The 24,963-nt window shown below is 71.7% G+C and carries 23 protein-coding genes; 12 read left to right on the top strand and 11 right to left on the bottom strand.

Annotated elements, in window-relative coordinates:
• The first annotated feature begins 33 nt into the window (after positions 1–33).
• The 3 genes from IE290_RS18745 to IE290_RS18735 all read left to right on the top strand — a co-directional run bounded on the left by IE290_RS18745 (position 34) and on the right by IE290_RS18735 (position 3,187).
• Positions 34–1,347 (top strand): aminotransferase-like domain-containing protein, encoded by a 1,314-nt coding sequence (locus IE290_RS18745; protein WP_191245925.1) that lies wholly within the window; start codon positions 34–36, stop codon positions 1,345–1,347.
• Between the two features lie 143 nt (positions 1,348–1,490).
• Positions 1,491–2,531 (top strand): ABC-2 transporter permease, encoded by a 1,041-nt coding sequence (locus IE290_RS18740; RefSeq protein WP_191245924.1) that lies wholly within the window; start codon positions 1,491–1,493, stop codon positions 2,529–2,531.
• Positions 2,528–3,187, top strand: coding sequence for a rhomboid family intramembrane serine protease (locus IE290_RS18735; RefSeq protein WP_191245923.1), 660 nt, complete (start codon positions 2,528–2,530; stop codon positions 3,185–3,187). Before IE290_RS18740 ends, IE290_RS18735 begins: the two co-directional genes overlap by 4 nt.
• Here the strand turns inward: IE290_RS18735 and mca are convergent.
• The gene (gene mca, locus IE290_RS18730; RefSeq protein WP_191245922.1) at positions 3,159–3,983 is read right to left on the bottom strand and encodes a mycothiol conjugate amidase Mca; all 825 of its coding nucleotides are present in this window, start codon (positions 3,981–3,983) and stop codon (positions 3,159–3,161) included. The genes IE290_RS18735 and mca overlap by 29 nt on opposite strands.
• A gap of 94 nt (positions 3,984–4,077) precedes the next feature.
• On the opposite strand from mca, the gene IE290_RS18725 reads away from it, so the two are divergent.
• The gene (locus IE290_RS18725; protein WP_191245921.1) at positions 4,078–4,647 is read left to right on the top strand and encodes a TetR/AcrR family transcriptional regulator; all 570 of its coding nucleotides are present in this window, start codon (positions 4,078–4,080) and stop codon (positions 4,645–4,647) included.
• Positions 4,648–5,019: 372 nt separating this feature from the next.
• Here the strand turns inward: IE290_RS18725 and IE290_RS18720 are convergent, their stop codons facing one another.
• The 3 genes from IE290_RS18720 to IE290_RS18710 form a co-directional block, all read right to left on the bottom strand.
• Positions 5,020–6,288 carry an RNA polymerase sigma factor gene (locus IE290_RS18720; RefSeq protein ID WP_191245920.1) on the bottom strand — a complete coding sequence of 423 codons (1,269 nt, stop codon included), beginning with the start codon at positions 6,286–6,288 and terminating at the stop codon, positions 5,020–5,022.
• Positions 6,289–6,311: 23 nt separating this feature from the next.
• The gene (locus IE290_RS18715) at positions 6,312–6,734 is read right to left on the bottom strand and encodes a YciI family protein (protein ID WP_191245919.1); all 423 of its coding nucleotides are present in this window, start codon (positions 6,732–6,734) and stop codon (positions 6,312–6,314) included.
• A gap of 103 nt (positions 6,735–6,837) precedes the next feature.
• Positions 6,838–8,244, bottom strand: coding sequence for an aldehyde dehydrogenase family protein (locus IE290_RS18710; protein ID WP_191245918.1), 1,407 nt, complete (start codon positions 8,242–8,244; stop codon positions 6,838–6,840).
• An 83-nt stretch (positions 8,245–8,327) separates the two neighbouring features.
• On the opposite strand from IE290_RS18710, the gene IE290_RS18705 reads away from it, so the two are divergent.
• From IE290_RS18705 to IE290_RS18695, 3 genes are all read left to right on the top strand, one after another.
• The gene (locus IE290_RS18705) at positions 8,328–9,734 is read left to right on the top strand and encodes a PucR family transcriptional regulator (RefSeq protein ID WP_444541894.1); all 1,407 of its coding nucleotides are present in this window, start codon (positions 8,328–8,330) and stop codon (positions 9,732–9,734) included.
• Entirely contained in the window at positions 9,721–10,656 is a 936-nt protein-coding gene (locus tag IE290_RS18700; protein ID WP_191245916.1) for a ribonuclease Z, read from the top strand. Before IE290_RS18705 ends, IE290_RS18700 begins: the two co-directional genes overlap by 14 nt.
• 809 nt (positions 10,657–11,465) lie before the next feature.
• Positions 11,466–12,305, top strand: a complete 840-nt coding sequence (locus IE290_RS18695) for a mechanosensitive ion channel family protein (protein ID WP_191245915.1) — start codon at positions 11,466–11,468, stop codon at positions 12,303–12,305.
• A gap of 49 nt (positions 12,306–12,354) precedes the next feature.
• Here IE290_RS18695 and IE290_RS18690 read toward each other — a convergent pair whose 3' ends face one another.
• Positions 12,355–12,747: a DUF6401 family natural product biosynthesis protein gene (locus tag IE290_RS18690; RefSeq protein WP_191245914.1), complete on the bottom strand. Its 393-nt coding sequence runs from the start codon at positions 12,745–12,747 to the stop codon at positions 12,355–12,357.
• Between the two features lie 150 nt (positions 12,748–12,897).
• Between IE290_RS18690 and IE290_RS18685 the strand changes: the two genes are divergently transcribed.
• The gene (locus IE290_RS18685) at positions 12,898–13,755 is read left to right on the top strand and encodes an alpha/beta fold hydrolase (protein WP_191246312.1); all 858 of its coding nucleotides are present in this window, start codon (positions 12,898–12,900) and stop codon (positions 13,753–13,755) included.
• A gap of 28 nt (positions 13,756–13,783) precedes the next feature.
• Here the strand turns inward: IE290_RS18685 and IE290_RS18680 are convergent, their stop codons facing one another.
• The 3 genes from IE290_RS18680 to IE290_RS18670 are packed head-to-tail and all read right to left on the bottom strand — an operon-like array spanning position 13,784 to position 15,354.
• Complete coding sequence (locus tag IE290_RS18680) at positions 13,784–14,137, bottom strand: hypothetical protein (protein WP_191245913.1); 354 nt, start codon at positions 14,135–14,137, stop codon at positions 13,784–13,786.
• Positions 14,138–14,186: 49 nt separating this feature from the next.
• Positions 14,187–14,654, bottom strand: coding sequence for a hypothetical protein (locus tag IE290_RS18675; RefSeq protein WP_229874592.1), 468 nt, complete (start codon positions 14,652–14,654; stop codon positions 14,187–14,189).
• 25 nt (positions 14,655–14,679) lie between these two features.
• A complete protein-coding gene (locus IE290_RS18670; RefSeq protein ID WP_191245912.1) occupies positions 14,680–15,354 on the bottom strand; it encodes a TetR family transcriptional regulator in 675 nt (224 codons plus the stop codon).
• Positions 15,355–15,445: 91 nt separating this feature from the next.
• Between IE290_RS18670 and IE290_RS18665 the strand changes: the two genes are divergently transcribed.
• Genes IE290_RS18665 through IE290_RS18655 form a run of 3 tightly spaced genes read left to right on the top strand, consistent with a single transcriptional unit; the run spans position 15,446 to position 17,836 of the window.
• Positions 15,446–16,492: a ferredoxin reductase gene (locus IE290_RS18665; RefSeq protein ID WP_191245911.1), complete on the top strand. Its 1,047-nt coding sequence runs from the start codon at positions 15,446–15,448 to the stop codon at positions 16,490–16,492.
• An 11-nt stretch (positions 16,493–16,503) separates the two neighbouring features.
• A complete protein-coding gene (locus tag IE290_RS18660) occupies positions 16,504–17,631 on the top strand; it encodes a fatty acid desaturase family protein (protein WP_191245910.1) in 1,128 nt (375 codons plus the stop codon).
• A 10-nt stretch (positions 17,632–17,641) separates the two neighbouring features.
• Positions 17,642–17,836: a hypothetical protein gene (locus IE290_RS18655; RefSeq protein ID WP_094004476.1), complete on the top strand. Its 195-nt coding sequence runs from the start codon at positions 17,642–17,644 to the stop codon at positions 17,834–17,836.
• 629 nt (positions 17,837–18,465) lie between these two features.
• Here the strand turns inward: IE290_RS18655 and IE290_RS18650 are convergent.
• Both IE290_RS18650 and IE290_RS18645 read right to left on the bottom strand, forming a co-directional pair.
• On the bottom strand, positions 18,466–20,091 hold the full coding sequence (locus tag IE290_RS18650) for a class I adenylate-forming enzyme family protein (protein WP_191245909.1): 1,626 nt from the start codon (positions 20,089–20,091) through the stop codon (positions 18,466–18,468).
• A gap of 41 nt (positions 20,092–20,132) precedes the next feature.
• Positions 20,133–21,140, bottom strand: coding sequence for a hypothetical protein (locus IE290_RS18645; RefSeq protein WP_191245908.1), 1,008 nt, complete (start codon positions 21,138–21,140; stop codon positions 20,133–20,135).
• Between the two features lie 206 nt (positions 21,141–21,346).
• Here IE290_RS18645 and IE290_RS18640 point away from each other — a divergent pair, with 206 nt between their 5' ends.
• Complete coding sequence (locus tag IE290_RS18640; protein ID WP_191245907.1) at positions 21,347–22,432, top strand: calcium:cation antiporter; 1,086 nt, start codon at positions 21,347–21,349, stop codon at positions 22,430–22,432.
• Here IE290_RS18640 and IE290_RS37935 read toward each other — a convergent pair.
• A complete protein-coding gene (locus tag IE290_RS37935; protein ID WP_229874591.1) occupies positions 22,422–24,890 on the bottom strand; it encodes a helix-turn-helix transcriptional regulator in 2,469 nt (822 codons plus the stop codon). The genes IE290_RS18640 and IE290_RS37935 overlap by 11 nt on opposite strands.
• Between the last annotated feature and the right edge of the window lie 73 nt (positions 24,891–24,963).

Genomic DNA, 24,963 nt, shown 5'->3' with positions numbered 1-24,963 from the left:
CAAGATTGCTCTCGGTGCAATGTGGAGGCAGGGATGGACTACCGGACGATCGCGGACGCGGTCGCCGCCGATGTCGCCGCCGGGCGACTCCGGCCGGGGGACCAGCTGCCTCCGCAGCGCCGGTTCGCGCGGCAGCGCGGGATCGCGGTGTCCACCGCGGCCCGGGTCTACGGCGAGCTGGTCCGGCGCGGCCTGGCGGTCGGCGAGACCGGGCGGGGCACGTTCATCCGCGCCGCGCCGAAGCCGGAGTCGGCGCTGGCCGAACCCGCGGCCGCGACGGTCGACCTGGAGCTGAACTTCCCGGTCCTGCCGGAGCAGCCCGCGTTGATCGCCGCGAGCCTGGGGCCGCTGCTGCGGCCGGACCTGCTGGTGCAGGGGCTGGGACCGTCCGTGGTGACCGGGAGCGCCGAAGCGCGGGCGGAGGCCGCGCGGGTGCTGGGACGGGGCGAGTGGGCGCCGGACGCGTCCGAGGTGTTGTTCACCGGCAACGGCCGCCAGGCGATCGCCGCCGCGATGGCCGCGCTGGTCCCGGCAGGGGAGCGGCTGGGGGTCGAGGCGCTCACGTACCCGGTGGTGAAGGGCATCGCGGCGCGGCTCGGGGTCACGCTGGTGCCGCTGGAGATGGACTCGTCCGGCGTGGTGCCCGACCTGCCGCCGCGGTTGCGGGCGGTCTACCTGCAGCCGGCGCTGCACAACCCGCTGGGCGTGACGATGCCCGCGGCGCGGCGGGCGGAGCTGGCCGAGGCGCTGCGGGAGCGGGACCTGCCGGTGATCGACGACGGCATCAACGGCTTCCTGCGGCCGGACGTCGCGCCGCTGGCGGAGATCGCGCCGGAGCGGACGATCGTGCTGGACAGCCTCTCCAAGCGGCTCGCGCCCGGGATGACGCTGGGTTTCGTGGTGGCGCCACCGGTTCTGCGTGACCGAGTGGCCGCCGCGGTGCGGTCGGGCGGCTGGGCGGCCGCGCAGTTCCCCCTGGTGGCGGCGACGCGGCTGATGGCGGACGGCACGCTGGCGAAGATCGAGTCCGCCAAGCGCGACGACGCGATGGCGCGGCAGTCGCTGGTCCGCGAGCGGCTGGCGGGGTTCTCGGTGCGGGCGGATCCGCGGGCCTACCACTGCTGGTGGCAGCTGCCGGAGCCGTGGCGAGCGGAAACCTTCGTGGCGGCGGCCGCCCGGCGCGGGATAGCGGTCACCCCGGCCGCCGCGTTCGCCGTGAGCCCCGGCTGGGCCCCCACCGCCGTGCGGCTCGCACTGGCCTCCCCACGGATCGACGTACTGGCCGGGGCGCTGGACACGCTGGCCGCGCTGGCACGCTCGAGCCCGGAGGACAGCGGAATGGAGTGACCGCCGGGGTGCCTCCGCCCCGCGGGCCTGTTCGCCACCCGGTGTGTGGCGCGGTTGCTCAATTCCCGAGGCGACCGCACTTGAGCCGGGATCGAGTGAAGCCTCGCCGCGCGCGGAGGCTCCACCGCGCCTAGGTTCGGGCCATGACCAGCGACGAAAGCAGCCCCCGAGGCCTCGCCGGTGATTTGCGGGACGCGATCGCCCCGCGGACCGTTCTGCTCGTCCTCGGCGTGCTTCTCCTGCAGCTCGGCTTCATCCTGTCCTACGTCGGCGCCTTCCACAGCCCCGCGCCGCACCGGGTCGCCGTCGCCGTCGTCGGTCCACAACAGACGGTCGACCGGATCAACGCCGTCGACGGCACCCCGATCGAGGCGTCACCCAGCCCGGACGCGGCCGAGGCGCGCCAACGGGTGCTCGACCGCGACGTCGAGGCGGCCTACGTCATCGACACCGCGGGCACCACCGACACCCTCCTGGTCGCGACCGCCGCGGGCCCGGCCCTCGCCACCGCCGTCGAGCAGGTCTTCACCCAGCTCGACGCCGCGCAGAACCGCACCCTCACCGTCACCGACCTCGTCCCGCCACAGCCCGGCGACGCACGAGGGCTGACCGCGTTCTACGCCGTCGTCGGCTGGCTCGTCGGTGGCTACCTCGCCGCCGCCGCGCTCGGCATCGCGAAGGGCGCCCGGCCCGCGACCCTGCGCCGCACGGCGATCCGCCTCGCCGCGATGGTGCCCTACGCGATCGTGTCCGGCCTGGGCGGCGCGCTGGTCGTCGACCAGGTCCTCGGCGCGCTGACCGGGCACTTCCTGTCCCTGTGGTGGATCGGCGCGGCCCTCACCTTCGCCGCGGCGACCGTGACGATGGCATTTCAGGTGCTGTTCGGCGTCATCGGCGTGGGCATCACCGTGCTGATCTTCGTGATCCTCGGCAACCCCAGCGCGGGCGGCGCCTACCAGACCGAACTGCTGCCGCCGTTCTGGCGCGCGATCGGCGACTGGTTGCCCAACGGCGCGGGCACCGAGGCGATCCGCGACGAGGTGTACTTCGGCGGCAACGCGACCGGCGGCCCGATCGTGGTGCTGGTGGTGTGGGGCGTCGCCGGGCTCGTGGTGACCCTGCTCGCCTCGGCGTTCCGGATTCGCCGGGAAAATGCCGCGAATTCCATTACCCTGGCCGGATGAAGGAACGCCCGCTGCCCAGTGGCGCCGAAGCCCAGGCCATGATCGCCGAGGCGCGCAAGGCGCTGTGGGTCATGGTCGGGTTCCTCGCCGTCATCTGGATCGTGCAGATCGTCAACTGGGCCACCGACTACGCGCTCAGTTTCGACTTCGGGATCCGCGCCCGGGAACTGAGTTCGCTGCCCGAGGCGCTGACCGCCCCGTTCCTGCATTTCAGCTGGGGACACATCGAGAGCAATTCCGGGCCGTTGTTCATCTTCGGGTTCCTCGCCGCCTACCGCGGGGTGCGGAAGTTCTTCGGTGTCACGGCGCTGATCGTGATCGGCAGCGGGCTCGGCGTGTGGCTGGTGTCGCCGGCGAACGGCGTGACGGCCGGCGCGAGCGGCGTCGTGCTGGGTTATTTCGGCTACATCATCGTGCGTGGTCTGTTCGACCGGCGGCCGATCGACATCGTCATCGGGCTGGTGATGGCGTTGTGCTTCGCCTACCAGTTCACCGCGCTGCTGCCCGCCGAGGAGGGCATCAGCTGGCAGGGGCACCTGTTCGGGTTCGGGGCGGGCGTGATCGGCGGCTGGGTGTTCCGGGAGCGGCGGCGCAAGCAGGTCGAGCCCGCGCCGGCGGACCCGACGGTCATGCTGGATCCGCCGAAACAACCCTGATCCCGGCGAACAGGTCGTCCTCCGGCAGGTCGGCCGGGACCAGCGAGCGGGCCAGGACGTAGTCCTCGGTGGGCCACACCTCGCGTTCGACCTCGCGCGGGTGGCGCAGGAAGCCGTGGTCGGGGTCGATCTGGGTTTCGTGGGCGAGCAGGGCGCGGTCGCGGACGTCGAAGTAATCCGCGCAGTGGATCCGCGTGGTGAACGGGATTTCGGTGTCCGGTAGTTCGGCGAGGACCTCGCCCATGGCGGAGTCGAGGCCGCGTGCGGTGAGCGCGTCGTGCATGGCCTGGAACCACTGGCGGCTCAGAGTGGCGAGGTAGTAGAGCTTCGCGATCTGCCAGGGAGTGCCCGCGACGGCGTCGAACGCGGCGACGGCGACCTCGTGGGTGCGGATGTGGTCGGGGTGCGGGTAGCCGCCGGTTTCGTCGTAGGTGACGAGCACGTCGGGGCGGAACTCGCGGATGACCTCGACGAGCCTGCGCACGGCGGTCTCGAGGGGTTGCCGGGCGAAGCTGTCGACGGGCGGGTCGTCGGTCAGGCCGGAGTCGCGGAAGCCGAGGAACTGTTGCCGCACACCGAGGATCTCGCGTGCGCGGGCCATCTCCCGGCGGCGGATCGCGGGCAGGTCGGCGCGGATCTCGGGGGTGTCCAGGCGCGGGTTGAGGACGTCGCCGCGTTCGCCGCCGGTGCAGGTGACGACCAGGACTTCGGCTCCTTCCGCGGCGTAGCGCGCCAGTGTGGCGGCGCCCTTGCTGGACTCGTCGTCGGGGTGGGCGTGGACGGCCATGAGCCGCATCGGTACCTCCGTGGGGTCGGGGTTCTAGATTAGGTCGGACCTAAATTTAGGTCAAGCCTAATTCCTGCGGTAGGGTGGGTTCGTGGAGCGCGGGTTGAGGAAGCAGCGGACGCGGCAGGCGATCTCCGACGTGGCCACGCGGTTGTTCATCTCGCGGGGCTTCGAGGAGGTGACGATCGCGCAGGTCGCGGAGGCGGCTCAGGTGGCGAAGATGACGGTGACCAACCACTTTCCGCGCAAGGAGGACCTGGTCTTCGACGTGCACGAGTCGTTCGTGGCGAGCCTGGCCGAGGTGCGGGGGCGGCCGCTGGTCGCCGCGTTCCGGCGGGCGTGGCGGGCCGGCCTCGAGCGGCGGGACGCGTTGTTGGGCTTCTCGGGGCCGGAGTTCGCCCGGATGGTCGTCGAGAGCCCGACGCTGCTCGCGCGGTTGCGGGAGCTGCACGAGGAGCGGGAGAAGGCGCTGGCCGCCGCGCTTGTCGACGAGCTGGATGCCGTCACGGCGCGCGCGGTGGCCGCCCAGATAGGCAGCGTGACACGCCTGCTCTTCGACGAGGTCCTGAGGCGCACTGCTGATGGCGAGCCGGAGGCGCAGGTGGTGGCGGCGGTGGGACGCGCTGGGGAGCGGATGTTCGACTTGCTGGAGTCGGGGTTGGGGTCGCTGTAGTGCTTTTGGGGCGGCGGTTCGATGAATGGCCCGTTCACGGGTTCGCGACCGGACCGATGGTGGCGCAACGAACGGCCCATTCACGAGGTGACGAACGTGCTGGTGGTGGTGCGATGAATGGTCCGTTCATGCCTTCGCGAGTGGTCCAGTGGTAGCCCGGTGAACGGTCCGTTCACCGCTTCGCCGCTGATAACTCCACGAACTGTCCAGTCATGCGCCGACGGGTGGTCCAACCATGCCGGGATGAATGGTCCATTCATGCCGCACCCGGGGCGACGAACTGCCCACTCATCGACCTACGAAGAGCCCACGTGTGCCGGAAACCCCGGAACCCCCAGCACTCAAACCCCAACCGTCCAACGCAACCCCCCCTCAACCCCCAGCCGCCTGCTTCGCTCGTGCCAGCAGCACATCCCGCTCCCGTGCGTTCCGCGTCAGCGAAGCCGCCCGCTCGAACTCCGCCCGCGCCTCCTCCAGCCGCCCGACCTTCACCAGCAAATCACCCCGCACGGTCGGCAACAGGTGGTACCGCGCCATGGCCGGCAACTCCGCCAGCGCGTCCACCAACGGCAGAGCCGCCTCCGGACCAGATGCCATCGACACCGCCACCGCCCGGTTCAGCTCCACCACCGGCGACGGCGTCACCTCCGCCAGTTCCCCGTACAGCGCCGCGATCCGCGCCCAGTCGGTGTCCTCCGCCGCCCGCGCCCGCGCGTGGCACGCCGCGATCGCCGCCTGCAGCACGTACGGCCCGCGCACCTGCGACAACTTCTCGGCCCGCTCCAGGGCGGCCAGCCCGTGCGCGATCAGCAACCGGTCCCACTTCGCGCGGTTCTGGTCCAGCAACAGGATCGGCTCACCGTCCGGCGTCACCCGCGCCCGCGACCGCGACGCCTGCAACTCCATCAACGCCACCAACCCGAACACCTCGGGCTCCTGCGGCGCCAGGCCGGCCAGGATCCGCCCCAGCCGCATCGCGTCGGCGCACAGCTGCGGTCTCATCCAGTCGTCGCCGGCCGTCGCGGAGTAGCCCTCGTTGAAGATCAGGTACACGACCTCCAGCACGGACCCCAACCGCTCCGCCAGCTCCGGCCCGGCCGGCACCTCGAACGGCACCTTCTTCTGCGCCAGCGTCCGCTTCGCCCGCACGATCCGCTGCGCCACCGTCGGCTCCGGCACCAGGAACGCCCGCGCGATCTCCTCGGTCGTCAGCCCGCCCAGCAGCCGCAACGTCAGCGCCACCCGCGCCTCCGTCTTCAGCACCGGGTGACAGGCCGTGAAGATCAACCGCAGCAGGTCGTCGGGCACCTCGTCCGGCTCGACCTCAATCGCCTGCTGCGTCGTCTCCAGGTCGAGCCCGATCTCCTCGTGCTTGCGCTCGGCCATCTTCAGGTGCCGGAAGTGGTCGATCGCGCGGCGCTTGGCGATCGTCATCAGCCACGCGCCCGGGTTGGACGGCACCCCGGACGACGGCCACTGCTCCAGCGCCGCCACCAGCGCGTCCTGCGCCAGCTCCTCGGCCAGCCCCACGTCGCGCACCATGCGCGACAGCGCCGCGATCAGCTTCGCCGACTCGATGCGCCAGACAGCGTCGATCGTGCGGTGTGCCTCGGTGACCGTCACGGTCACCGAGCACACCACCTCACCGCGGCGAGGGCAAGGTCTTACTGACCGTGCTGCTCGGCCACCTGCTTGCGCATCCGCTCCTCGGCCTCACGCAGCTCCGGCGTGAGCGCCTCACCGAAGTCCTCGGCCTCGAACACCTGCCGGATCTCGATCTCGGTGTCCTGGAACGGCGCCCGCTTGAGCCACTCGACGGCCTCCTCCTTCGACTTCACGTCGAGGATCCAGAAGCCCGCGATCAGCTCCTTCGATTCGGCGAACGGGCCGTCGATCACCGTGGTGCCCTCGCTGGAGTACCGCACCCGCGCGCCCTTCGAGGTGGGGTGCAGGCCCTCCCCGGCCAGCATCACGCCGGCTTTGACCAGCTCCTCGTTGAACTTGGTCATCGCGGCCAGCTCCTGCTCGGTCGGCATCACGCCGGCCTCGGTGTTCTCGTCGCCCTTGACCAGAACCATGAACTTCATCGTCTTCTCCCTGCTCTCGTGGTGTCCCCGCGGGACCGTCACGATGACATCGATCGAGCATCGGGCGAATCGACAAGTGCGGACAATTTTCTTTCGGAAATTCTCAGCGGACCCCGGTCAGCACGAGAACGCGCTGCTCAGTGAGGTCGTCCATGGCCGCGCGGAGCCCCTCCCGGCCGGTGCCGGACTCCTTCACCCCGCCGTAGGGCATCTGGTCCGCGCGGTAGCTCGGCACGTCGCCGACCACCACACCGCCGACCTCCAGCCGCGCCGACGCCTCGAACGCGATCCGCAGGTCGTGCGTGAACACCCCGGCCTGCAGGCCGAACCGCGAGGCGTTGACGCGGTCGAAGGCCTCCTCGACCGAGTCGACCGGCGCGAGCGAGAGCACCGGGCCGAAGATCTCCTCGGCGTTGACCGCGCAGTCCTCGGGCGCACCGGCGAGCACGGTCGGCGCCACCGTCGCGCCCTGCCGCGTCCCGCCGGCGAGCAGCTCGGCGCCCGCCGCGACCGCGTCGTCGACCCACGACTGCACCCGCACCGCGGCCGCCTCGTTGATCAGCGGGCCGACCTCGCCGTCCACGTCCAGCTTGCGCACGTGCGCGACCACCCGGTCGGCCAGCTCGGCGTACACGTCGCGGTGCGCGTAGACCCGCTGGACCGAGATGCACGACTGGCCGCCCTGGTAGGTGCCGAAGGTCGCGATCCGCTGCGCGGCGAACTCCAGGTCCGTCCAGTCCGGGCAGACGATCGCCGCCGCGTTCCCGCCCAGCTCCAGCGTCACGTGCTTGCGCGGCACCCGGTCCTGGATCGACCAGCCGACCGGCCCGGACCCGGTGAACGACACGACCGGCAGCCGCGGATCGGCCACTAGTTCGCTCGCCGCCTCGTTCGGCATCGGCAGCACCGACCAGGAGCCGGCGGGCAGGCCGGTCTCGGCGAGGAGTTCACCGAGCACCAGCGCGGTCAGCGGCGTCGCGGGGGCGGGCTTGAGCACGATCGGGCACCCGGCGGCGATCGCCGGGGCCACCTTGTGGGCGACCAGGTTGAGCGGGAAGTTGAACGGGGTGATCCCCAGGACCGGCCCGCGCGGGGCGCGCCGGACCAGCGCCAGCCGGCCGGCCGAGGCCGCGTCGGTGTCCAGCCGCTGCAGCTCGCCGGAGAAACGGCGGGCCTCCTCGGCGGCCCAGCGGAAGGTGGAGACACCACGGCCGACCTCGGCGCGCGCCCACTTCAGGGGTTTGCCGGACTCGGCGTGGATCAGGGTCGCGATCTCGTCGGCGCGCTCGGCCAGGCGCCGGGAGACGTGGTCGAGGGCGTCCGCGCGCACGTACGCGGGCAGCTGGGCGACCTCGTGCCGGACGTCGTGGGCGGCCGCGACGGCGGTTTCGACGTCCTCGGCGGTCGCGTTGCTGGTGGTCCCGGCGAGGGCGCCGTCGCGGGGGCTGCGGACTTCGACGAGATCGTCGCTCGACGCCGGGCGCCCGGCGACCCAGTAGGGGAAGGTCATGCGTCCAGCATCGGCTCGTGTGGACCGGACGGAAATGGCCGGTCTGGCCAGTTCGATGTCCGGGAACTGGACGAAGTGGCAGAGTGGTGGACATGCCGGTGACCCTGCGGCGGCTGCTCGCCGACCCGACGCTCGGCTTGCGCGTGCTGGCCGGGCAGTCCGGTGTGGACCGTCCGGTGGGCTGGGTGCACGTCAGTGAGCTGGACGATCCGACGCCGTTCCTCGAAGGCGGCGAGCTGCTGCTCACCACGGGGCTGCGTCTGTCCGGGGAGGCCGAGTACGTCGACCGGCTGACGGCGCGCGGCCTGGCCGGGCTCGGCTTCGGTATCGGGCTGAGCCACGACGAAGTGCCCGCCGGCCTGGTGCGCGCCGCGGCCGCGGCCCGGCTGCCGCTGCTCGAGGTGCCGCGGCGGACGCCGTTCATCGCGATCAGCAAGGCCGTGTCGGCGGCGCTGGCGGCGGACTCGTACGCCGAGGTCACGGCGACGAACGCGGCGCAGCAGGAGCTGACCCGGGCGGCGTTGCGCGGGCCGGACGCGGCGGTACGGCGGCTGGCGCGGCTGCTCGACGGGTTCGTGTTGCTGGTCGGCCGCAGCGGTGAGCTGGTGCGTGCCGCGCCGGCGGCGGCCGCCGAACGGCTGGCCTCCGTCGCGGGCGAACTCGCGCGGCTGCGCGGCGGGCCGGCGAGCGCGAGCTTCGCGGTGGACGGGCAGCACGTGGTCGTCCAGGTGCTGCGCAACCAGGGGTTCCTCGTCGCCGGACGTCCGCAGCCGTTCGACCGGACCAGCCGGCACGTGCTGAGCGCGGCCGCCTCGCTGCTCACCCTGACGTTGACGCGGGCACACGGCGTGGAATCGGAGCGGCGCAAGATACATACGGCATGTATGTCTTTGCTGCTGGCCGGGCAGCACGAGCTGGTGGCGGGAATCGTCGATCTGCCGCCGGAGCCGCTCGAGGTCTTCGCGTTCACCGGGCCGGCCGGGCGCGTGCTCGACGCGCTCGAGGGGACTCCGGTGTTTCCCGCGGAGGTGGACGGGGTCGTCGTGGCGATCGCGCCGGCGGGCTGGCCGGCCCCGTCCCTGACCGGCGGGGTGGCACCGGCGGCCGGGTACGGCGAGCTGGCTGCGGCGCACCGGCAGGCGGTGGGCGTGGCCTCGGCGACCGAGCTGGTGCGGTTCCGCGGTGACCTGGTCTCGCTGTTGTCCGCCGAGGAGGCGCAAGCGTTTGCCGCCACGGTGCTGGAGCCGTTGGTGCGCCACGACGAGGCCGGGCGGGGCGATCTGGTGACGTCGTTGGCGGAGTGGCTGCGGCGGCACGGGCAGTGGGACCCGGCGGCGGCGCGGCTCGGCGTCCACCGGCACACCCTGCGCAACCGCATCGCGAAGGTCGCCGAGCTGACCGGCCGGGACCTCGACGACCCGGACGTGCGGGCGGAGCTGTGGATGGCGCTGCGGCTGCGCGGCCTAGGGTCGGGGAGTGTCCGTGCGTGAACTGGTGGTGCTGGGGACCGGGAGCCAGGTGCCGACCCGCACCCGAAACCACAACGGCTACCTGCTGCGCTGGGACGGCGAGGGGCTGCTGTTCGACCCCGGCGAGGGCACGCAGCGGCAGATGTTGTTCGCCGGGGTGGCGGCCAGTTCGATCACGCGGATCTGCCTGAGCCACTTCCACGGCGACCACTGCCTGGGCGTGCCGGGCGTGGTGCAGCGGCTGTCGCTGGACGGGGTGCGGCACCCGGTGGTGGCGCACTACCCGGCGTCCGGCGCGGAGTACTTCGCGCGGCTGCGGCACGCGAGCGTCTTCCACGAGACGGCCGAGCTGGTGGAGTCGCCGGTGGCGGAGCCGGGCGTGATCGCGCAGGGGCCGTTCGGGCAGCTGGTGGCGCGGCGGTTGTCGCACCCGGTCGAGTCGTTCGGGTACCAGCTGGTCGAACCGGACAGCCGGCGGATGCTGCCGGAGCGGCTGGCGGAGCTCGGCGTGCGCGGGCCGGCGGTCGGGCGGTTGCAGCGGGAGGGCTCGATCGAGGTCGACGGGCGGCGGGTGGAGCTCCCGGAGGCGAGCGAGCCGCGCCGGGGCCAGCGGTTTGCGTTCGTGATGGACACCCGGCTGTGCGACGGCGTTTTCGAGCTGGCCGACCGGGCGGACCTGCTGGTGATCGAGTCGACGTTCCTGTCCGCGGACGCCGCGCTGGCCACCGAGTACGGCCACCTGACGGCCGCGCAGGCCGGGCGCGTGGCGGCGGAGTGCGGGGTGCGGAAGCTGGTGCTGTCGCACTTCTCGCAGCGGTACGCGGAGCCGGAGGCGTTCCGCGCGGAAGCGGGGGAGTTCTTCGGCGGCGAGATCGTGGTGGCGTCGGACATCAGCCGAGTGCCGGTACCGGCGCGGCGGCCGGAGCCCTCGACGGCGGGCTGACCGCGACGGAAATGCTCGGGGCGGCGGGTTTTGGTGCGGCTGGTGCCTCTCTCGGTGGTCTTCGGCATCGGCGTGCGTGGCGGCGGGGGCCCGTGGTGGCGGGGTGACTGCGCCGGAAAGGCTCGGGCGGCGGGTTCCGGTGCGCTCGCGCTTCTCCGGCATCAGCGGGCGCGGCGGCCGGAGCCCCCGGACGGGGCTGATGGTAGGCCGTGCGGTGGCCGAGATCAGCCCGTCGGCAGTCGTGTCGGGGCCGAGGTCGGGGTTCGTTCAGCGCGGTCCACAGGGCGGCCGAACCGCGGGGCTGCCGGGTTCGGTGCCGCTCGCGCTTCTGTCGGCTGTGCGGGCGCGGAGTCGTTCCGCCGCGGCGGCCCGATCAGTCGGCGGCGGGCTGGCCACGGCCGCGATGGTCGAAGCCCCCGGCAGGGGCTGATGGTAGGCCGCGCGGTGGCTGAGATTCGCCCATCGGGCCGCAGTTCGCGCCGAGGCGGGGTTGGTTCAGTGCCGCCCGCCGGGGCGGCCAAAAACCGCGCCCCTCGCCCGGTGATACGCGGTCCCCGGCAGTCGCCGGGCGTGGCGCCCGGCTGATCGGCGCACTCTTTTTCCGCCGTTCGGCGCGGCCCCCAGAACAACCGAAACCCGCCGGTCGAGCGCATCTTCGTACCCCCTCAGCGGTGGGCTCTACATCACACTTGTGGGGGATATTCGCAGGTCACTCAGGTGTGGCCCTCCCGGGGCTGGGTAGCCAGTCCAGCGGAAGCGCTTCAGAAACGGGGCGCAGGTTGCTCCTGCAACGGAAGGGAGAGAGGCCAGTGGCAACGTCCAACCTGGCGGCCGTCGACTTCGGCCAGGGTGTGTCCAACGCCTGGAGCGCGGTGGCGACCTTCGTGCCGAAGTTCGTCGCGTTCCTGGTGATCCTCGCGATCGGGTGGTTCGTCGCGAAAGCACTGGGCAAGATCGTCAACAAGGTGCTCGAGAAGGTCGGCTTCGACCGCGTCGTCGAGCGCGGCGGCATCAAACAGATGCTCGCCAAGAGCAAGTACGACGCCTCGGACATCATCGCCAAGCTGGTGTACTACGCGGTCCTGCTGATCGCCCTGCAGATCGCCTTCGGGGTGTGGGGCCCGAACCCGGTGAGCGGCCTGCTCGCGGGCATCGTGGCGTGGCTGCCGAAGGCCGCGGTCGCGATCATCATCGTGGTCATCGCCGGCGCCATCGCCCGTGCCGTCAAGGACCTGATCAGCAGCGCCCTGAGCGGCCTGTCCTACGGCAAGACCCTCGGCACGATCGCTGCGGTGTTCATCTGGGCGCTGGGCATCATCGCGGCGCTGAACCAGATCGGCGTGGCCACCACGGTCACCACTCCGGTGCTGATCACCGTGCTCGCGACCGTCGCCGGTGTGGTCATCGTCGGCGCCGGTGGCGGCCTGGTGAAGCCGATGCAGCAGCGCTGGGAGCGCTGGCTGGGCCGCGCCGAGGAGCAGATCCCGGCCGCCAAGGCGCACGCCGAGGCCTACCAGCGGGGCCGTGAGGACGCCACCCGCGCCACCACGCCGACCGCGGAGGAGGCCACGCAGGAGATGCGCCAGCCGACCGGTTCCGCCGGCTCGGACCGCGGCGCGACCATGCGGCCGCCGGAGAGCTTCCGGTAGCACACCGGGGAACGGCCGGTCCGGCGACGGACCGGCCGTTCTCTCGCGTCTAGCGCAGTTCCAGTTCGAAGCCCTGGCGGTAGTGCGGATCGTCCATCGAACTGGCCAGCGTGCACACCGCGAGCAGGCGGAAGGTGAGCCAGTCCATCGGCCCGGACTCGGGCCCGTGCGGCACGGTCAGCCGCCACCCGGCTTCACGGGCGTGGTCGAGCAGGCCGCGCGCGTAGCCGGCGAGCAGCACGACACCCGCCACGGCCGCCGAACCCTCGACACCCGCGGCCAGGATGTCGCGCACCGCGGCCGCGTGCTGGTCGACCACCGCGGCCAGGCCGGGCGCGGTGGCCACGGCGGCCACGAGCCCCGCGGCACCCAGCTGGCTGTGCAGATGATTCAGCGTCCGGCGGGACGACCGTTCCGCCCAGACCGCGGCCAAACCGAACATGCCTCCCACGGTAGCCCCCGGATTCGACCTTGTGGACGGGGGCGGCGACGATCGACATGGCCGTTTTCCTCGGTGCCGGGACGCGGTGTCAGCGTGGCGTCACTCACGGCTTCCGTTACAGGTGCCGAACTTCACGATGGCGAGGTGGAAATGGGGCGCGTCGGCGGGTTTCGGTCGCCCAGCAACCGGGCACGCTACGACGCCGTTTACGACGAAGGCCTGCGCGCCCTGCCCGAGCCGGCCGCGGTGCACGACGTGCCGACGTCCTTCGGCACGGTCCGCGTCTACCGCTTCGGCGCCGGCGACGACCCGCTCGTCCTGCTGCCCGGGCGCTGCGGTACGAGCATCCTGTTCCGGACGCACCTCCCGCGACTGGCCCGCCGGCACCGCGTCCACACCGTCGACCTGCTCGGCGAACCGGGCCGCAGCGAGCAGACCGCGTCCATCCGCGACGCGGAGGACCAGGCGCGCTGGCTCGACGAGACCCTGGCCGGACTGGGCCTCGACACGGCGCACCTGCTCGGTGTCTCCTCCGGCGGTTGGCTGGCCGCCAACCTGGCGATCCGGCGGCCCGCCCGGGTCCTGTCGGTGACGCTGGCCGACCCGGTCGCCACCTTCGCGCCGCTGCCGCCCGCGCTGGTGCTGCGGGCCATCCCGGTCGGCCTGCCGTACGTGTCCAGCTGGGCCCGCCCGCGGTTCCTGGCCTGGATCACCGGCGCGGACCCGGCGGACGCCGTGGAGGGGCGCCTGGTCAGCGCCGGGTTCCAGCACTTCCGGATCGCGCTGCCCCGGCCCGTCCCGTTCACCGGCGAGCAGCTGCGTGGGATCGGCGCGCCGGTCCTCGCGCTCATCGGCGGCCGCAGCGTGGTGCACGATCCGCGCCGCGCGGTGGCCCGGGCCCGCGAACTCCTGCGGCACGGGGAGGCCGAGCTGTGGCCGGACGCCGCGCACGCCATGGCGGCGGACGAGGTCACCGAGCGGACGCTGCGGTTCCTGTCCGGCGGCTGAGGTGTCGCGAGTGGACGGTCACGGAACGTCACCGCTGCCGGCCGGGTGGCCGGGGTTCCTCGAGCAGCATGGCGCGCAGCAGTTCGCGTGCCTGGCGGCGGATCTGTACCGAGTCGCCGTGACCGCCGATGGTCCACAGCAGCTCGGCCAGCGCGCAGCCCGCCGTCTTCTGCAATGAACCCAGGTACTGCGCGAAATGCTGGGCCCAGCGGCCGTGCAGGGTCACCAGCAGCTCGTCGCCGAACTGGTTGCGCAGCACGATTTCGTCGCCTTCACGCGTCTCCGTCCAGAACGGCAGCGCGCCCGCGAGCGAGCGCCACTGGTCCGCCAGCTCGGCGATCCGTTTCCGCTCCAGGCGGTCTTCCTCGTCCTGCCGGTTCATCGTGCACTCCTCACCCTCCGTGCACGACGCTAGAACAGGTGTTCGATGATCACAAGCTCGGGGTGGGAGCCGTCTCAGGCTCGCCCGGCTGCACCTGGACCTCGAAACCGTAGCCGGGCGAGGGCGGGAAACCGGCCTCGCCGACGGCCTGGATCGAGACGCTGTCCCCGGGGAAGAGATAACCGGATCCCTTGATCGGCTCGGGATTCGTGCCGCACGGGAACATTTCCGTGTGCCAGTTCTCGCGCGGCGATCGGTATCGGACACCCATTTTCGGGGTGCTCAGCATGTGCGCCGCCGGGCACGCGCCGGAGACGGTCAGCTCGATCGAGTAGGCCTGGTCGCCGTCCTTGGTCACGGTGCCCGCGACCTGCAGGCTCCACCCGTTTCCGTAGTAGGACGTCAGAAACGCCGGCTCGGCGGCGGCGGGCGCCGTGGTCAGCAGGAACGCGGCGGCGGTCAAAGCGGCGATCTTTCGCATGAATTCGACGTTCGCAAGCGCGATCGGAGTGCGCAAACCGCCGGTGTCCCTCGAATGAGGGTCACGTCCAGTGCGCGGCGCCCCGGGCGATCAGTTTCAGCCGGTTCTCCGCGGTGGCGAGAATGCGTTCGTCGGATTCCGCGCTGCGCGGCACGGTTTCGATGAGTTCCACCGCGGTGGACAACAGCATGGTGACGATCATGTCGGCGAGCATCCGCAGGTCCTCGGTCCGCCAGCGGCGCAGGCAGTCGAACCGGGCGAGGTCGACGGCCAGGTCGCCGGCGAACATGCGCAGCTCGGTGCGCGCGGCCTGCGGCACCGCGCCCCCGCCGCCGTGCCGCTCGCGGGTCAGGAAGCGGAAGTGGGCCTCGTGCGCACGGGTGTACTCGTGCAGCGTCCGCACGACGGTGTGCACGACCCGGTCGAAGTCGGTGCCGGTGTCGCGCGCCGCGTCCAGCATCCGGCGCAGGACGTCCATCGACTCGCCGAGCAGCACCAGGCCCAGCTCGTCCATCGAGGTGAAGTGCCGGTAGAAGGCGGTCGGCACGATGTCGGCCTGCTTGGTCACCTCACGCAGGCTCAGCACGGCGAACGGGCGGTCCGCGAGCTGGGCGAGCGCGGCGTCCAGCAACGCCTGGCGGGTGCGCTGCTTGCGTTCCTGCCGGCTCACGGGCTTGACGGACTCGGCCGACACATCGCCGATCTTACGTCCGGTTCCGGGTGCGACCTGCGTCACGCCCGCACCTCCTTCGGTTGACAGCGCCCCCGGCGGGTACGCCACCATTGAGTGTACAAGTGTTCTCCGAAAATGATCCCGGGGAGGAATCATGCGGCTCGCCGCGTTCGCCGAGGCGCTGCTCACCCCGCACGGCATCGACCGCTACCTGGAACTGATCGACCCGATGCTGGTCCGCCGCGAGATCCGCGGCGAGGTCACGGCGGTCGAGCACCAGACCGCCGACACCGTCACGCTGACGCTGAAGCCCAGCGCGGCCTGGCGCGGCTTCCAGGCCGGCCAGTACGTGCGGGTCTCGGTGGACATCGACGGCGTGCGGCGCACCCGCTGCTACTCGCCGGCCGGCTCGCAGCACCGCGACGGTTGGGTGGAGCTGACGATCAAGGCGCAGGGCCTGGTGTCGCAGCACCTCAACCGCGCCCGGCCGGGCTGGGTGCTCGGCCTGTCCCAGGCCGAGGGCACGTTCACCCTGCCCGAGCCGCGGCCGGAGAAGCTGCTGCTGATCAGCGGCGGCAGCGGGATCACCCCGCTGATGTCGATGCTGCGCACCCTCGCCGACGAGGGGCACACCGGCGAGGTGGTGTTCCTGCACTACGCGAACACCCCCGAGGACGTGCTCTACGCCGGTGAACTGGCGCGGCAGGCGCCGAACGTGCGGGTCGTGCTGGCGTGCACCCACGCCGAGGGCGGCGAGCTGAGCGGGTTCTTCTCGCGGGACCACCTGGTCGAGGCCGCGCCCTGGTACGCCGACGCGCTGACGTACCTGTGCGGTCCGGCGCCGCTGATGGACTCGGTGCGCGCTGTGTACGACAGCGAACAATTGGGTGAACAACTGATCACCGAAGAGTTCACGCCGCCGGAGCTGGTGATCGACGAGTCGGCGGCCGAGGGGACGGTGCGGTTCGCGCACAGCGGTGTCGAGTTCCCCAACTCGGGCCGCCCGCTGCTGGAACAGGCCGAGGAGGCCGGGCTCAGCCCGGAGCACGGTTGCCGCATGGGCATCTGCTTCTCCTGCACGAAGGTCAAGGCCCGCGGCCGGGTGCGCAACGCGAAGTCGGGCGAGGTGTCCGGCGAAGAGAACGAAGAGATCCAGCTGTGCATCTCCGTCCCCGCCGGGGACGTGGAGATCAACGCGTAGAGGAGCTTCCCATGACCGGCTTGCAGGACCGGCTCACGCCGGAGCAGATCGAGGAGTTCGGCCGCGAGATGGACGCGATCCGGCAGCGGATCGTCGCCGACCTCGGCCAGGACGACGTCGACTACATCAGAAACGTCATCAGGACCCAGCGGGGTCTGGAGGTCGCCGGGCGGGCGCTGCTGTTCGGCGGGTTCTTCCCGCCGGCCTGGCTCGCCGGGGTCGGCGCGCTGTCGCTGGCGAAGATCCTGGACAACATGGAGATCGGCCACAACGTGATGCACGGCCAGTACGACTGGACGCGCATCCCGGAGCTGAGTTCGCAGAAGTTCGAGTGGGACACGATGGCGCCCGCCGAGAACTGGCGGCACTCGCACAACTACATCCACCACACGTTCACCAACGTGCTCGACAAGGACCGCGACATCGGGTACGGCATCCTGCGCATCGACCCGGCGCAGAAGTGGCACCCGTACTACCTGGGCAACCCGGTGTACGCCACGGTGCTGGCGTTCATCTTCCAGTGGGGCGTGATGCTGCACGACCTGGAGTTCGACCGGATCGTGCGCGGTGAGCGGAAGTGGTCGGACCCCGAGCTGAAGGAGATGCGCTCGCGGATGGTGCAGAAGGCGGTGAAGCAGGTCGGCAAGGACTACGTGCTGTTCCCGCTGCTCACCGGCCCGCTCGCGCCGCTGACGTTCCTCGGCAACGCGACGGCCAACCTGACCCGCAACCTGTGGGCGTTCGCGATCATCTTCTGCGGCCACTTCCCGTCGGACGTGGAGAGCTTCACCGAGGAGGAGACCGAGAACGAGACGCGGGGCCAGTGGTACCTGCGGCAGATCCTCGGCTCGGCGAACATCACGGGCGGCCCGTTGTTCCACATCCTGAGCGGGAACCTGTCGCACCAGATCGAGCACCACCTGTTCCCGGACATCCCGGCGCGGCGGTACCCGGAGATCGCCGCGGAGGTGCGGGCGGTGTGCGAGAAGTACGGGCTGCCGTACAACACCGGGCCGTTGCACAAGCAGCTGTGGTCGGTGGCGAAGAAGATCGTGAAGTTCGCGCTGCCGCCGCGGCCTCGGCGGGAGGAGCCGTCGCCCGATACGCTGGCGTCCGACAGGATTTCCGCGGCGGCGTGAAGGACGTGTGATGGTCGACCCGATCGAAAGCGGCAAGGACACGGTCCAGGTGCTCACCGAATCCGCGGCCACGCACATCGGCAACATAGCGACGATCATCACCGGCGCGGTGCGGGACATCGCCCGGGAGACGGGCGATTGGCTGACGGACCTGTTCGAGATGAGGGAAGCAGCAAGGCGCGCCAACGCCGACGAGCGGGAGTAGGGCGGGGGCCGGAAACGGCAGTGGACCGGGACCAACCCGGGCCGCACCCCACCTCACCAACCGCAAGCCGGCAACGGGAGCGGGCCAAGCACGACCCGGGCCGCACCCCACCTCACCAACCGGCGGCCGGCAACGCAACGCCACCGACTACCCCAACCAGACCTCCCCCGCCCCCGATCCACAGCCGATCTTTGGTCGCCGATCAGCGGGGTCAAGGTACTCTTTCCCGCCTTGACGCCGCTGCTCGGCGACTGAAACACAATCAGGCATCGGGGGCGGGGGTGGTCGTAAGGTGACCTTTGGCGCCGTGAGGCGCTTTTTATCCGCCCGCAGGGCGGGCTCTTCGCCTGCCCCAAGGCAAGACTAAAGATCAAAAGATGTCCTCGCCGGACGGGCAGGCTCCGGGATGACAGAAAAGCCCCTCGTCTCACCTTGTCGAGGTGGTCGCTGGGTGGTCATCCCGTCGCCTTCCGGTTTGTGCATATCACCTTGAGCCAGGGCCGCAAGGTTGGCATGTCAACTCGCGCTGGCAGCGGAGGTTGCGGCCCTGGCTCAAGGTGATCGTCACGTGTCAGGCGACGGGATGACCACCCAGCTCCGGGTTGGTGCAAAGCGCCGGCTGCGCGCCGTCAGCGGAGTGCGCGCCGCAATAGCTTTCCCGATACCGTTTTCGGTAGCTCCTCCAGGAATTCCACCTGCCGTGGATACTTGTACGCCGCCATTCGTTCCCGGCAGAAATCGATCAGTTCCTCCGCCGTGGCCGAAAAACCCGGGCGCAGGCTGACGAAAGCCTTCACCGTCTCCCCGCGGTACTGGTCCGGGACACCGATCACCGCGGCTTCCCGGACCGCCTCGTGTTCGTACAGCACGTCCTCGACTTCGCGGGGCCAAACCTTGTACCCGCCCGCGTTGATCTGGTCCTTCTTCGGGTCCACCACGTAAAACCAGCCCTGGGCGTCCATGTATCCCACATCGCCGGTGTGCAACCGCCCGCCGGGGAGCGCTTTCTCCGTCTCCTCCGGCTTTTCCCAGTACCCGGCCACCACCTGCGGGCCGGACGTCACCAGCTCGCCCACCTCGCCGACCGGCACCTCCCGGCCCTCCTCGTCGACGACCCGCACCACCGTGTCGTACACCGGCACCCCGACCGACAGCGCGCCGGAAGCCGGGTCCACCGGTGCCTCCGCGCCGAACGGGACCGCGTGCGACGGCGACGTCGTCTCCGTCAGGCCGTAGCAATTGTGGATGTACGTACCGAACGCCGCCTGGAAAGCCTTCACCGTGCTCGGCGGGATCGGCGCTCCGCCGGAATAGATCTTCCGCAACGAAGCCAGCGCCTCCCGCTCGACGCCGGGCACGTTCATCAACGCGATGAACACCGTGATCGACCCGACGGTGAACGTCGCGCGCTCCGCACGCACCGTCTCGATCGTCCGCGCCGCGTCGAACCGGCCCATCAGCACCAGCGGCGCGCCCACCAGCAGCGCCACCGCGATGTGCCCGATCAGCCCGGTGATGTGGAACAGCGGCGCCACCCCGAGGATCACGTCGTCGCCGCTCAACCCCACCCAGTCCCGGTACGTCTGCGCGTTGAAGACGACGTTCCGATGTGTCGTCATCGCACCCTTCGGCGGGCCCGTCGTGCCCGAGGTGTACGTCAGGAACGCGATGTCGTCCGGCCCGAGCGTCACTTCCGGCGGCGCCACCCCGCGAAACCGCGCGAGCATCCCCGCCAGGTCCACGGTCCCCGGACACTCCACCGGCGAGCCGGGCTCGGCACGGTACTCCAGTTCGGACGTCGTCAGCACCGTCCGTACCGCGGTCTCCGGCACGACCTTCGCCGCCACCTCCTGCCACAGCGACTGCAGCGTCACGAGCACCGTCGCCCCGGAGTCGGCCAGCAGCTGGCCCAGTTCGCGTTCCCGGTTCATCGGGTTGACCGACACCGCGATCCCGCCCGCCTTCCACGTGCCGACCTGGGCGATCACGAACTGCGGCACGTTCTGCGCGAAGATCGCGACCCGCTCACCCGGCCGGAACCCGGCGTCGGTGATGCCCACGGCGAAAGCGTCGGTCAGCTCGTCCAGCTCGCGCAGGGTGATCCGGCCGCCGCAGTACCGCAGGATGTCCCCGTCGGGATTCCGGGCCACCGCGGCGCGGAACATCGCCAGCGCGCTGTCGTGCTCGACGGTGATCCCCGCGGGCTGCCCCGGCGCGTACCGCGCCAGCCAGAGCCGGTCGTCGTAGACGCTCATCACCGGCGATGATCCGCCGCCGCCGGTGGGGCGTCAACAGCTCAGCGGTGCCGGTGGCCGTGCCGGTCGTCGTAGCGGTCCCGGCCGTAGTCGTAGTCGTGCCCGTAGTCGTAGTCGAACTCGCGCTCGTACTCGCGCCAGTCCCGGTCGTAACGCGGGATCTGGTACTGCGGAACGGAGAACTGTGGCTTCGGCGCCTGCTGGGTCTGCTTCGGCGCCGCCTGCCGGGTCGGCTTCTTCGTGGTCGGCGCGGCGGCCTTCGGCGTGGCCGTCTGCGGCGCCGCCTGCTTCGTCGCGGCGACCGGCAGGATGCCGGTGAACCGGCCCTGCGGCGGGACCGCGTCGGCCTGCTCGCCCTGGTCGGCCACGGTCGGCTCCTGTGGCGCGGCGTGCCCACCGGACAGGCTGACCGGCTCGGGCGCGTCACCCGGCCCGGCGATCCAGCCGCCGACGAGCATCGCGCCGGCCAGCGTCAGCCCGGCGCTCGCGGTGGCCAGGATCAGCGGCCGGTTCCGCCGCTCCTTCGCCGGCTGCACGTCGGCGTCCTCGTCGACCGGCACGATCAGCGGCTCGGCCGGCTCGTCGTCCACGACGCAGGCCTCGAAGACGATCGTCTGGGCCGCCTTGACCTCCGCGACCGGCGAATCGGCAGGCGGGTCGGCCGGTGGCGGCGGGGCGACCGGGGTCGTCGCGAGCGCGGCCGGCGTCTGCTCGCCGGTCATCGCGCCAGGAGCCGTCGTCCGTCCGGCGCGGCCACCTTGGTCGCTGCCGCGCAGGGTGGCACCGACCGTCCCGGCCGAACCGAACGAGCCGGTCCCGAACACGCGCATCCCAGCGGTGCTCGCCACCGGCGGGCGCTCCAGGCGGCGCGGGGACTTCGAGTCGAGCACGGAGATGGCGGCGACCATGTTCGGCATCGTCATCTCGACCGGGGAGGGTTCGGCCGCCCGGGAGTGACGCTGCCGAACCGGGCGATCACTGCGCGCGAGCAGTTCGGCGACCGTCGTCGCCCCGCTTCCGGTTCCCAGGCTGTGGGCACCTGTCGTCACAGGGCGTACCTTCCTCGTCACTCGTCCAGTGTCGTTCCGCGCCGAGTCGTCGCGCTTTCTATCGGCCGGGACCCCAAGATCGGTACCCCGGTGTGATGCAGATCGCTCGATCGCGTGATAACAACCACCCAGGGGTGACAGGGCACCACAGACCGGCGGCGCGCGCAAGCCCGGCTGGGAGTTGATCGCTGTGGCAGGGTGGGCCTGTGGGCGCCCGAATTCGATCCCGGCTGACCGACTGGACCGTACTGGGCCCGCTGGTGGCCGTCCTCGCACTGGTGCTGAGCTGGGGCCGGAAACTCCCGTTGCCGCTCGTCATCGTGGTCGCGCTGTGCCTGGCTGCGGCCGTCCTCGCCGCGGTGCACCACGCGGAGGTCGTGGCCCACCGGATCGGTGAACCGTTCGGGTCACTCGTGCTGGCCGTCGCCGTCACGGTGATCGAAGTCGCGTTGATCGTCACTCTGATGGCTGACGGCGGCGGGAAGACCGCCACCCTGGCGCGGGACACGGTGTTCGCCGCCGTGATGATCACCTGCAACGGCATCCTCGGCGTGTCGCTGTTGGTCGGCGCGTTGCGGCACCGGGTCGCGGTGTTCAACGCCGAGGGTGCCGGCGCGGCGCTCGCGACCGTCGCGACGCTGGCCACGCTGAGCCTGGTCCTGCCGACCTTCACCACCAGCCGTCCCGGCCCGGAGTTCTCCCCGGCGCAGCTGGCGTTCGCGGGCGTGGCGTCGCTCGTGCTGTACGGCCTGTTCGTGGCGATGCAGACCTACCGGCACCGCGACTACTTCCTGCCGGTCAAGCAGGGCGCCGACGAGCACGCCGAGCCGCCCAGCTCCGGCGCGGCCTGGTTCAGCCTGGTCTTCCTGCTGATCGCGCTGGTGGCCGTGGTCGGCGACGCGAAGGTCGTCTCCCCGGCGATCGAGGCGGGTGTGGACAACGCCGGTCTGCCGCACGCGGTGGTCGGTGTGGTGATCGCGCTGCTGGTGCTGCTGCCGGAGACCATCGCCGCGCTGCGGGCCGCCCGGCGCGACCGCATCCAGACCAGCCTCAACCTCGCGCTCGGCTCGGCGATGGCGAGCATCGGGCTCACCATCCCGGCGATCGCGCTCGCCTCGATCTGGCTGCCCGGCACGCTCGTGCTCGGCCTCGGCAGCACGCACCTGGTGCTGCTCGCGCTCACCGTGGTGACCGGCGTGCTGACGGTGGTGCCGGGCCGGGCGACACCCCTGCAGGGCGGCGTCCACCTCGCCCTGTTCGCGAGCTTCCTCTTCCTGGCCGTCAACCCTTGACCGGGGCGTCGGGTGCCGCCGAGCGGTCGGCACTGGCGGCCGCCAGCTCGGTGCGGTTGGTGACGCCGAGCTTGGCGTAGATGTGCGACAGGTGCGTCTTGACCGTGCTGCGGCTCATGAACAACCGGGCGCCGATCTCCGGGTTGTTCAGCCCCTGCGCGGCAAGGCGCACCACGCTCTCTTCGGTCGGCGTCAGGCTCGCCCAGCCGCTCGCCGGTCGGCCGCGCTTCCCCCGCGCGCGACGGGCGTAGTCGATGGCCTCCCGCAACGGCATCGCGTTGTCGGGCACCGGGCCGTGTGGCAGGCCCATGTCCCGCTTCGCGCGCTCGCACGCCTGCTGGAGCGGCTCGCCGGAAAGCGCTTCCAAGCTGCTCACGCAACACAGCCACAGCCCGTGTTCCGCCCGGATCGCCAGCGCTTCGTGGTGCAGATCCGCCGAGTCGGACAGGATCGCGGACTGCTCCAGCGCGTCGGCGATCACCTTCGGCATCCCCGCCTGCCGGGCGGCGGCGAGGGCGCGCTCGGCCACCTCCGCCGCCTCGTCGAGGTCCCCGGCCAGCCGCAGCGCTTCGGCGAGCCCGACCAGCGCCGTCGGGGTGCTCTCGCGCCGGAACCAGCCGATCGCCTCGGCCGGCGAACCGGACCACAGGTGCAGGTACCCCACCGCGCGCGCCAGCCCCGGCACGAACGGCGGCGATTCGGCGCCGTGGACGAGCCGGACCATCGGATCGAGCACGGCCCGCGCCTCGTCGAGGTTGCCGGCGGTGCCCTCGACCACCGCGAGGACGCTCGTCGCGGAGCCGATGCGGTGGTAGTCCTCCAGCGGCCGGGCCACGCGCACGCCCTCGGCCGCGAGCTCGCGAGCCCGCGCGACCTGCCCGGTGTACAGCGCGCTCGTCGCGAGGAAGGACAACGCGGTCGACGCGACTCCGCGGTCCCGCCGTCGCAGCAGTCCCTCCACTGCGGCTTCCAGCAACGGAACAGCAACCGCGTGGTCGTCGCGCAGGTGGGCGATGATGCCGAGCAACGCCGTCGCGCCGTCCTGGACGAAGCCATCCTCGCTCACCCGCGCCCGCTCGGCGAGCTTCGCCGCGGTGTCGAAGTCGCGGACCAGTTCACCGAGCGCGCACAGCAGCGTGGCCAGGCCGTCGTCCGGGACGATCTCCAGCGCCGCCCGCGCCGGGTCGTGGTCCAGGCCCATCGTGTCGGCGACGAGCGCGAGCCCGGTCAGCAGCCGGGCCTGCAGCTCCGTGCCGGCCGGGCCGCGGTCGACGGCCTGGCGCAGCAGGGTCATGCCCTCGTGGCCGCGGCCGTTGAGGTGCCACAACCAGGCCAGCCCGGCCGCCAGCCGCCGGCCGCGGTCCGGGTCCTCGGCGGCGAGACCGTGCTCGATCGCGGCCCGCAGGTTCTCCTGCTCGGGGCCCACCACCGCGCGCCAGGCGTCCTTGTCGGTGCCGAGCAGCGGCGCGGCTTCCTCGACGATCGCGAGGAACGTGTCCAGGTGCCGGTCGCGGATCGCGTCCTCCTCGCCGGAGGCGGCCAGCCGGGCCAGGGCGTACTGACGGATCGTCTCCAGCATCCGGTACCGGGTGGCCGGCCCGGTCGTGTCCGCGATGACGAGCGACTTGTCGACCAGCCGGCCGAGCCCGGTGAGCACCGCCATCCGGGACCCGCACACGCCGGCGGCCGCGTCGAGCGTGAAGCCGCCGTGGAAGACACCGAGGCGGCGGAAGAGGACGCGGTCGGGTTCGTCGAGCAGGTCGTGGCTCCACGCCATGGACGCCGCGAGGGTCTGGTGCCGCGCCGCCACGCCGCGCGGGCCGCGCACCAGCAGGGCGAACCGGTCGTCGAGGCCGTCCAGGATCTCGGGGACGGACAGGGTGCCCGACCAGGCGGCGGCCAGCTCGATCGCCAGCGGGATGCCGTCCAGCCGGGCGCACAGGGTGCTCGTCGCGGTGGTCTCGCCGGTGCCCGACCGGGCCTGGAAGAGCGCGACGGCGTCCGCGGCCTTGAGCGAGGGCACCCGCCAGACGCGCTCGCCGGGCACGCCGAGGGGTTCGCGGCTGGTGGCGAGGACGGTGACGTTCGGGCAGGTGGTGATCAGCTCGAGGGCGGCGTCGGCGGCGGCGGTGAGGACGTGTTCGCAGTTGTCCAGGCAGACCAGCATTCGGCGGTCGCCGATCTGCCGCGCGAGTGAGCCGTGGTCCGGGGTGAGCAGGGTGTCGGTGGCGGCGGCGAGGAGCTTCGGCACGACTGTTCCGTCGGTGGTGGCGGTGAGGTCGGCCCAGCGGACGTCGTCGTGGGTGCCGGCCACCTGCAGGGCCAGCCGCGTCTTGCCGCACCCGCCCGGCCCGGCGACCGTGACCAGGCGATTCGCGGCGAGTTCCGCGGCGAGCGCGCCCAGTTCCTCGTCCCGCCCGACGAACGGGGTGAGCTGCGGCGGCAGGGTGGCTGACATCGCGGATCAGTGTGCCACCCCGGATGGTGGCCAGGTGGCCGATATTTCCGGCGCGCCCGGGCGGCAGAGTCAT

The sequence above is a fragment of the Amycolatopsis deserti genome, assembly GCF_014653945.1.
Classification (GTDB): domain Bacteria; phylum Actinomycetota; class Actinomycetes; order Mycobacteriales; family Pseudonocardiaceae; genus Amycolatopsis_E; species Amycolatopsis_E deserti.
The sequence above is the reverse complement of the archived record's forward strand: the minus strand, read 5'-3'. Positions and strand labels throughout refer to the sequence as shown.

Excerpts from the sequence above, each read along its gene's own strand:
- IE290_RS18745 (WP_191245925.1), top strand. The coding sequence starts at position 34 with ATGGACTACCGGACGATCGCGGACGCGGTCGCCGCCGATGTCGCCGCC.
- IE290_RS18740 (WP_191245924.1), top strand. The coding sequence starts at position 1,491 with ATGACCAGCGACGAAAGCAGCCCCCGAGGCCTCGCCGGTGATTTGCGG.
- IE290_RS18735 (WP_191245923.1), top strand. The coding sequence starts at position 2,528 with ATGAAGGAACGCCCGCTGCCCAGTGGCGCCGAAGCCCAGGCCATGATC.
- mca (WP_191245922.1), bottom strand. The coding sequence starts at position 3,983 with ATGCGGCTCATGGCCGTCCACGCCCACCCCGACGACGAGTCCAGCAAG.
- IE290_RS18715 (WP_191245919.1), bottom strand. The coding sequence starts at position 6,734 with ATGAAGTTCATGGTTCTGGTCAAGGGCGACGAGAACACCGAGGCCGGC.
- IE290_RS18710 (WP_191245918.1), bottom strand. The coding sequence starts at position 8,244 with ATGACCTTCCCCTACTGGGTCGCCGGGCGCCCGGCGTCGAGCGACGAT.
- IE290_RS18690 (WP_191245914.1), bottom strand. The coding sequence starts at position 12,747 with ATGTTCGGTTTGGCCGCGGTCTGGGCGGAACGGTCGTCCCGCCGGACG.
- IE290_RS18685 (WP_191246312.1), top strand. The coding sequence starts at position 12,898 with ATGGGGCGCGTCGGCGGGTTTCGGTCGCCCAGCAACCGGGCACGCTAC.
- IE290_RS18680 (WP_191245913.1), bottom strand. The coding sequence starts at position 14,137 with ATGAACCGGCAGGACGAGGAAGACCGCCTGGAGCGGAAACGGATCGCC.
- IE290_RS18665 (WP_191245911.1), top strand. The coding sequence starts at position 15,446 with ATGCGGCTCGCCGCGTTCGCCGAGGCGCTGCTCACCCCGCACGGCATC.
- IE290_RS18660 (WP_191245910.1), top strand. The coding sequence starts at position 16,504 with ATGACCGGCTTGCAGGACCGGCTCACGCCGGAGCAGATCGAGGAGTTC.
- IE290_RS18655 (WP_094004476.1), top strand. The coding sequence starts at position 17,642 with ATGGTCGACCCGATCGAAAGCGGCAAGGACACGGTCCAGGTGCTCACC.
- IE290_RS18650 (WP_191245909.1), bottom strand. The coding sequence starts at position 20,091 with ATGAGCGTCTACGACGACCGGCTCTGGCTGGCGCGGTACGCGCCGGGG.
- IE290_RS37935 (WP_229874591.1), bottom strand. The coding sequence starts at position 24,890 with ATGTCAGCCACCCTGCCGCCGCAGCTCACCCCGTTCGTCGGGCGGGAC.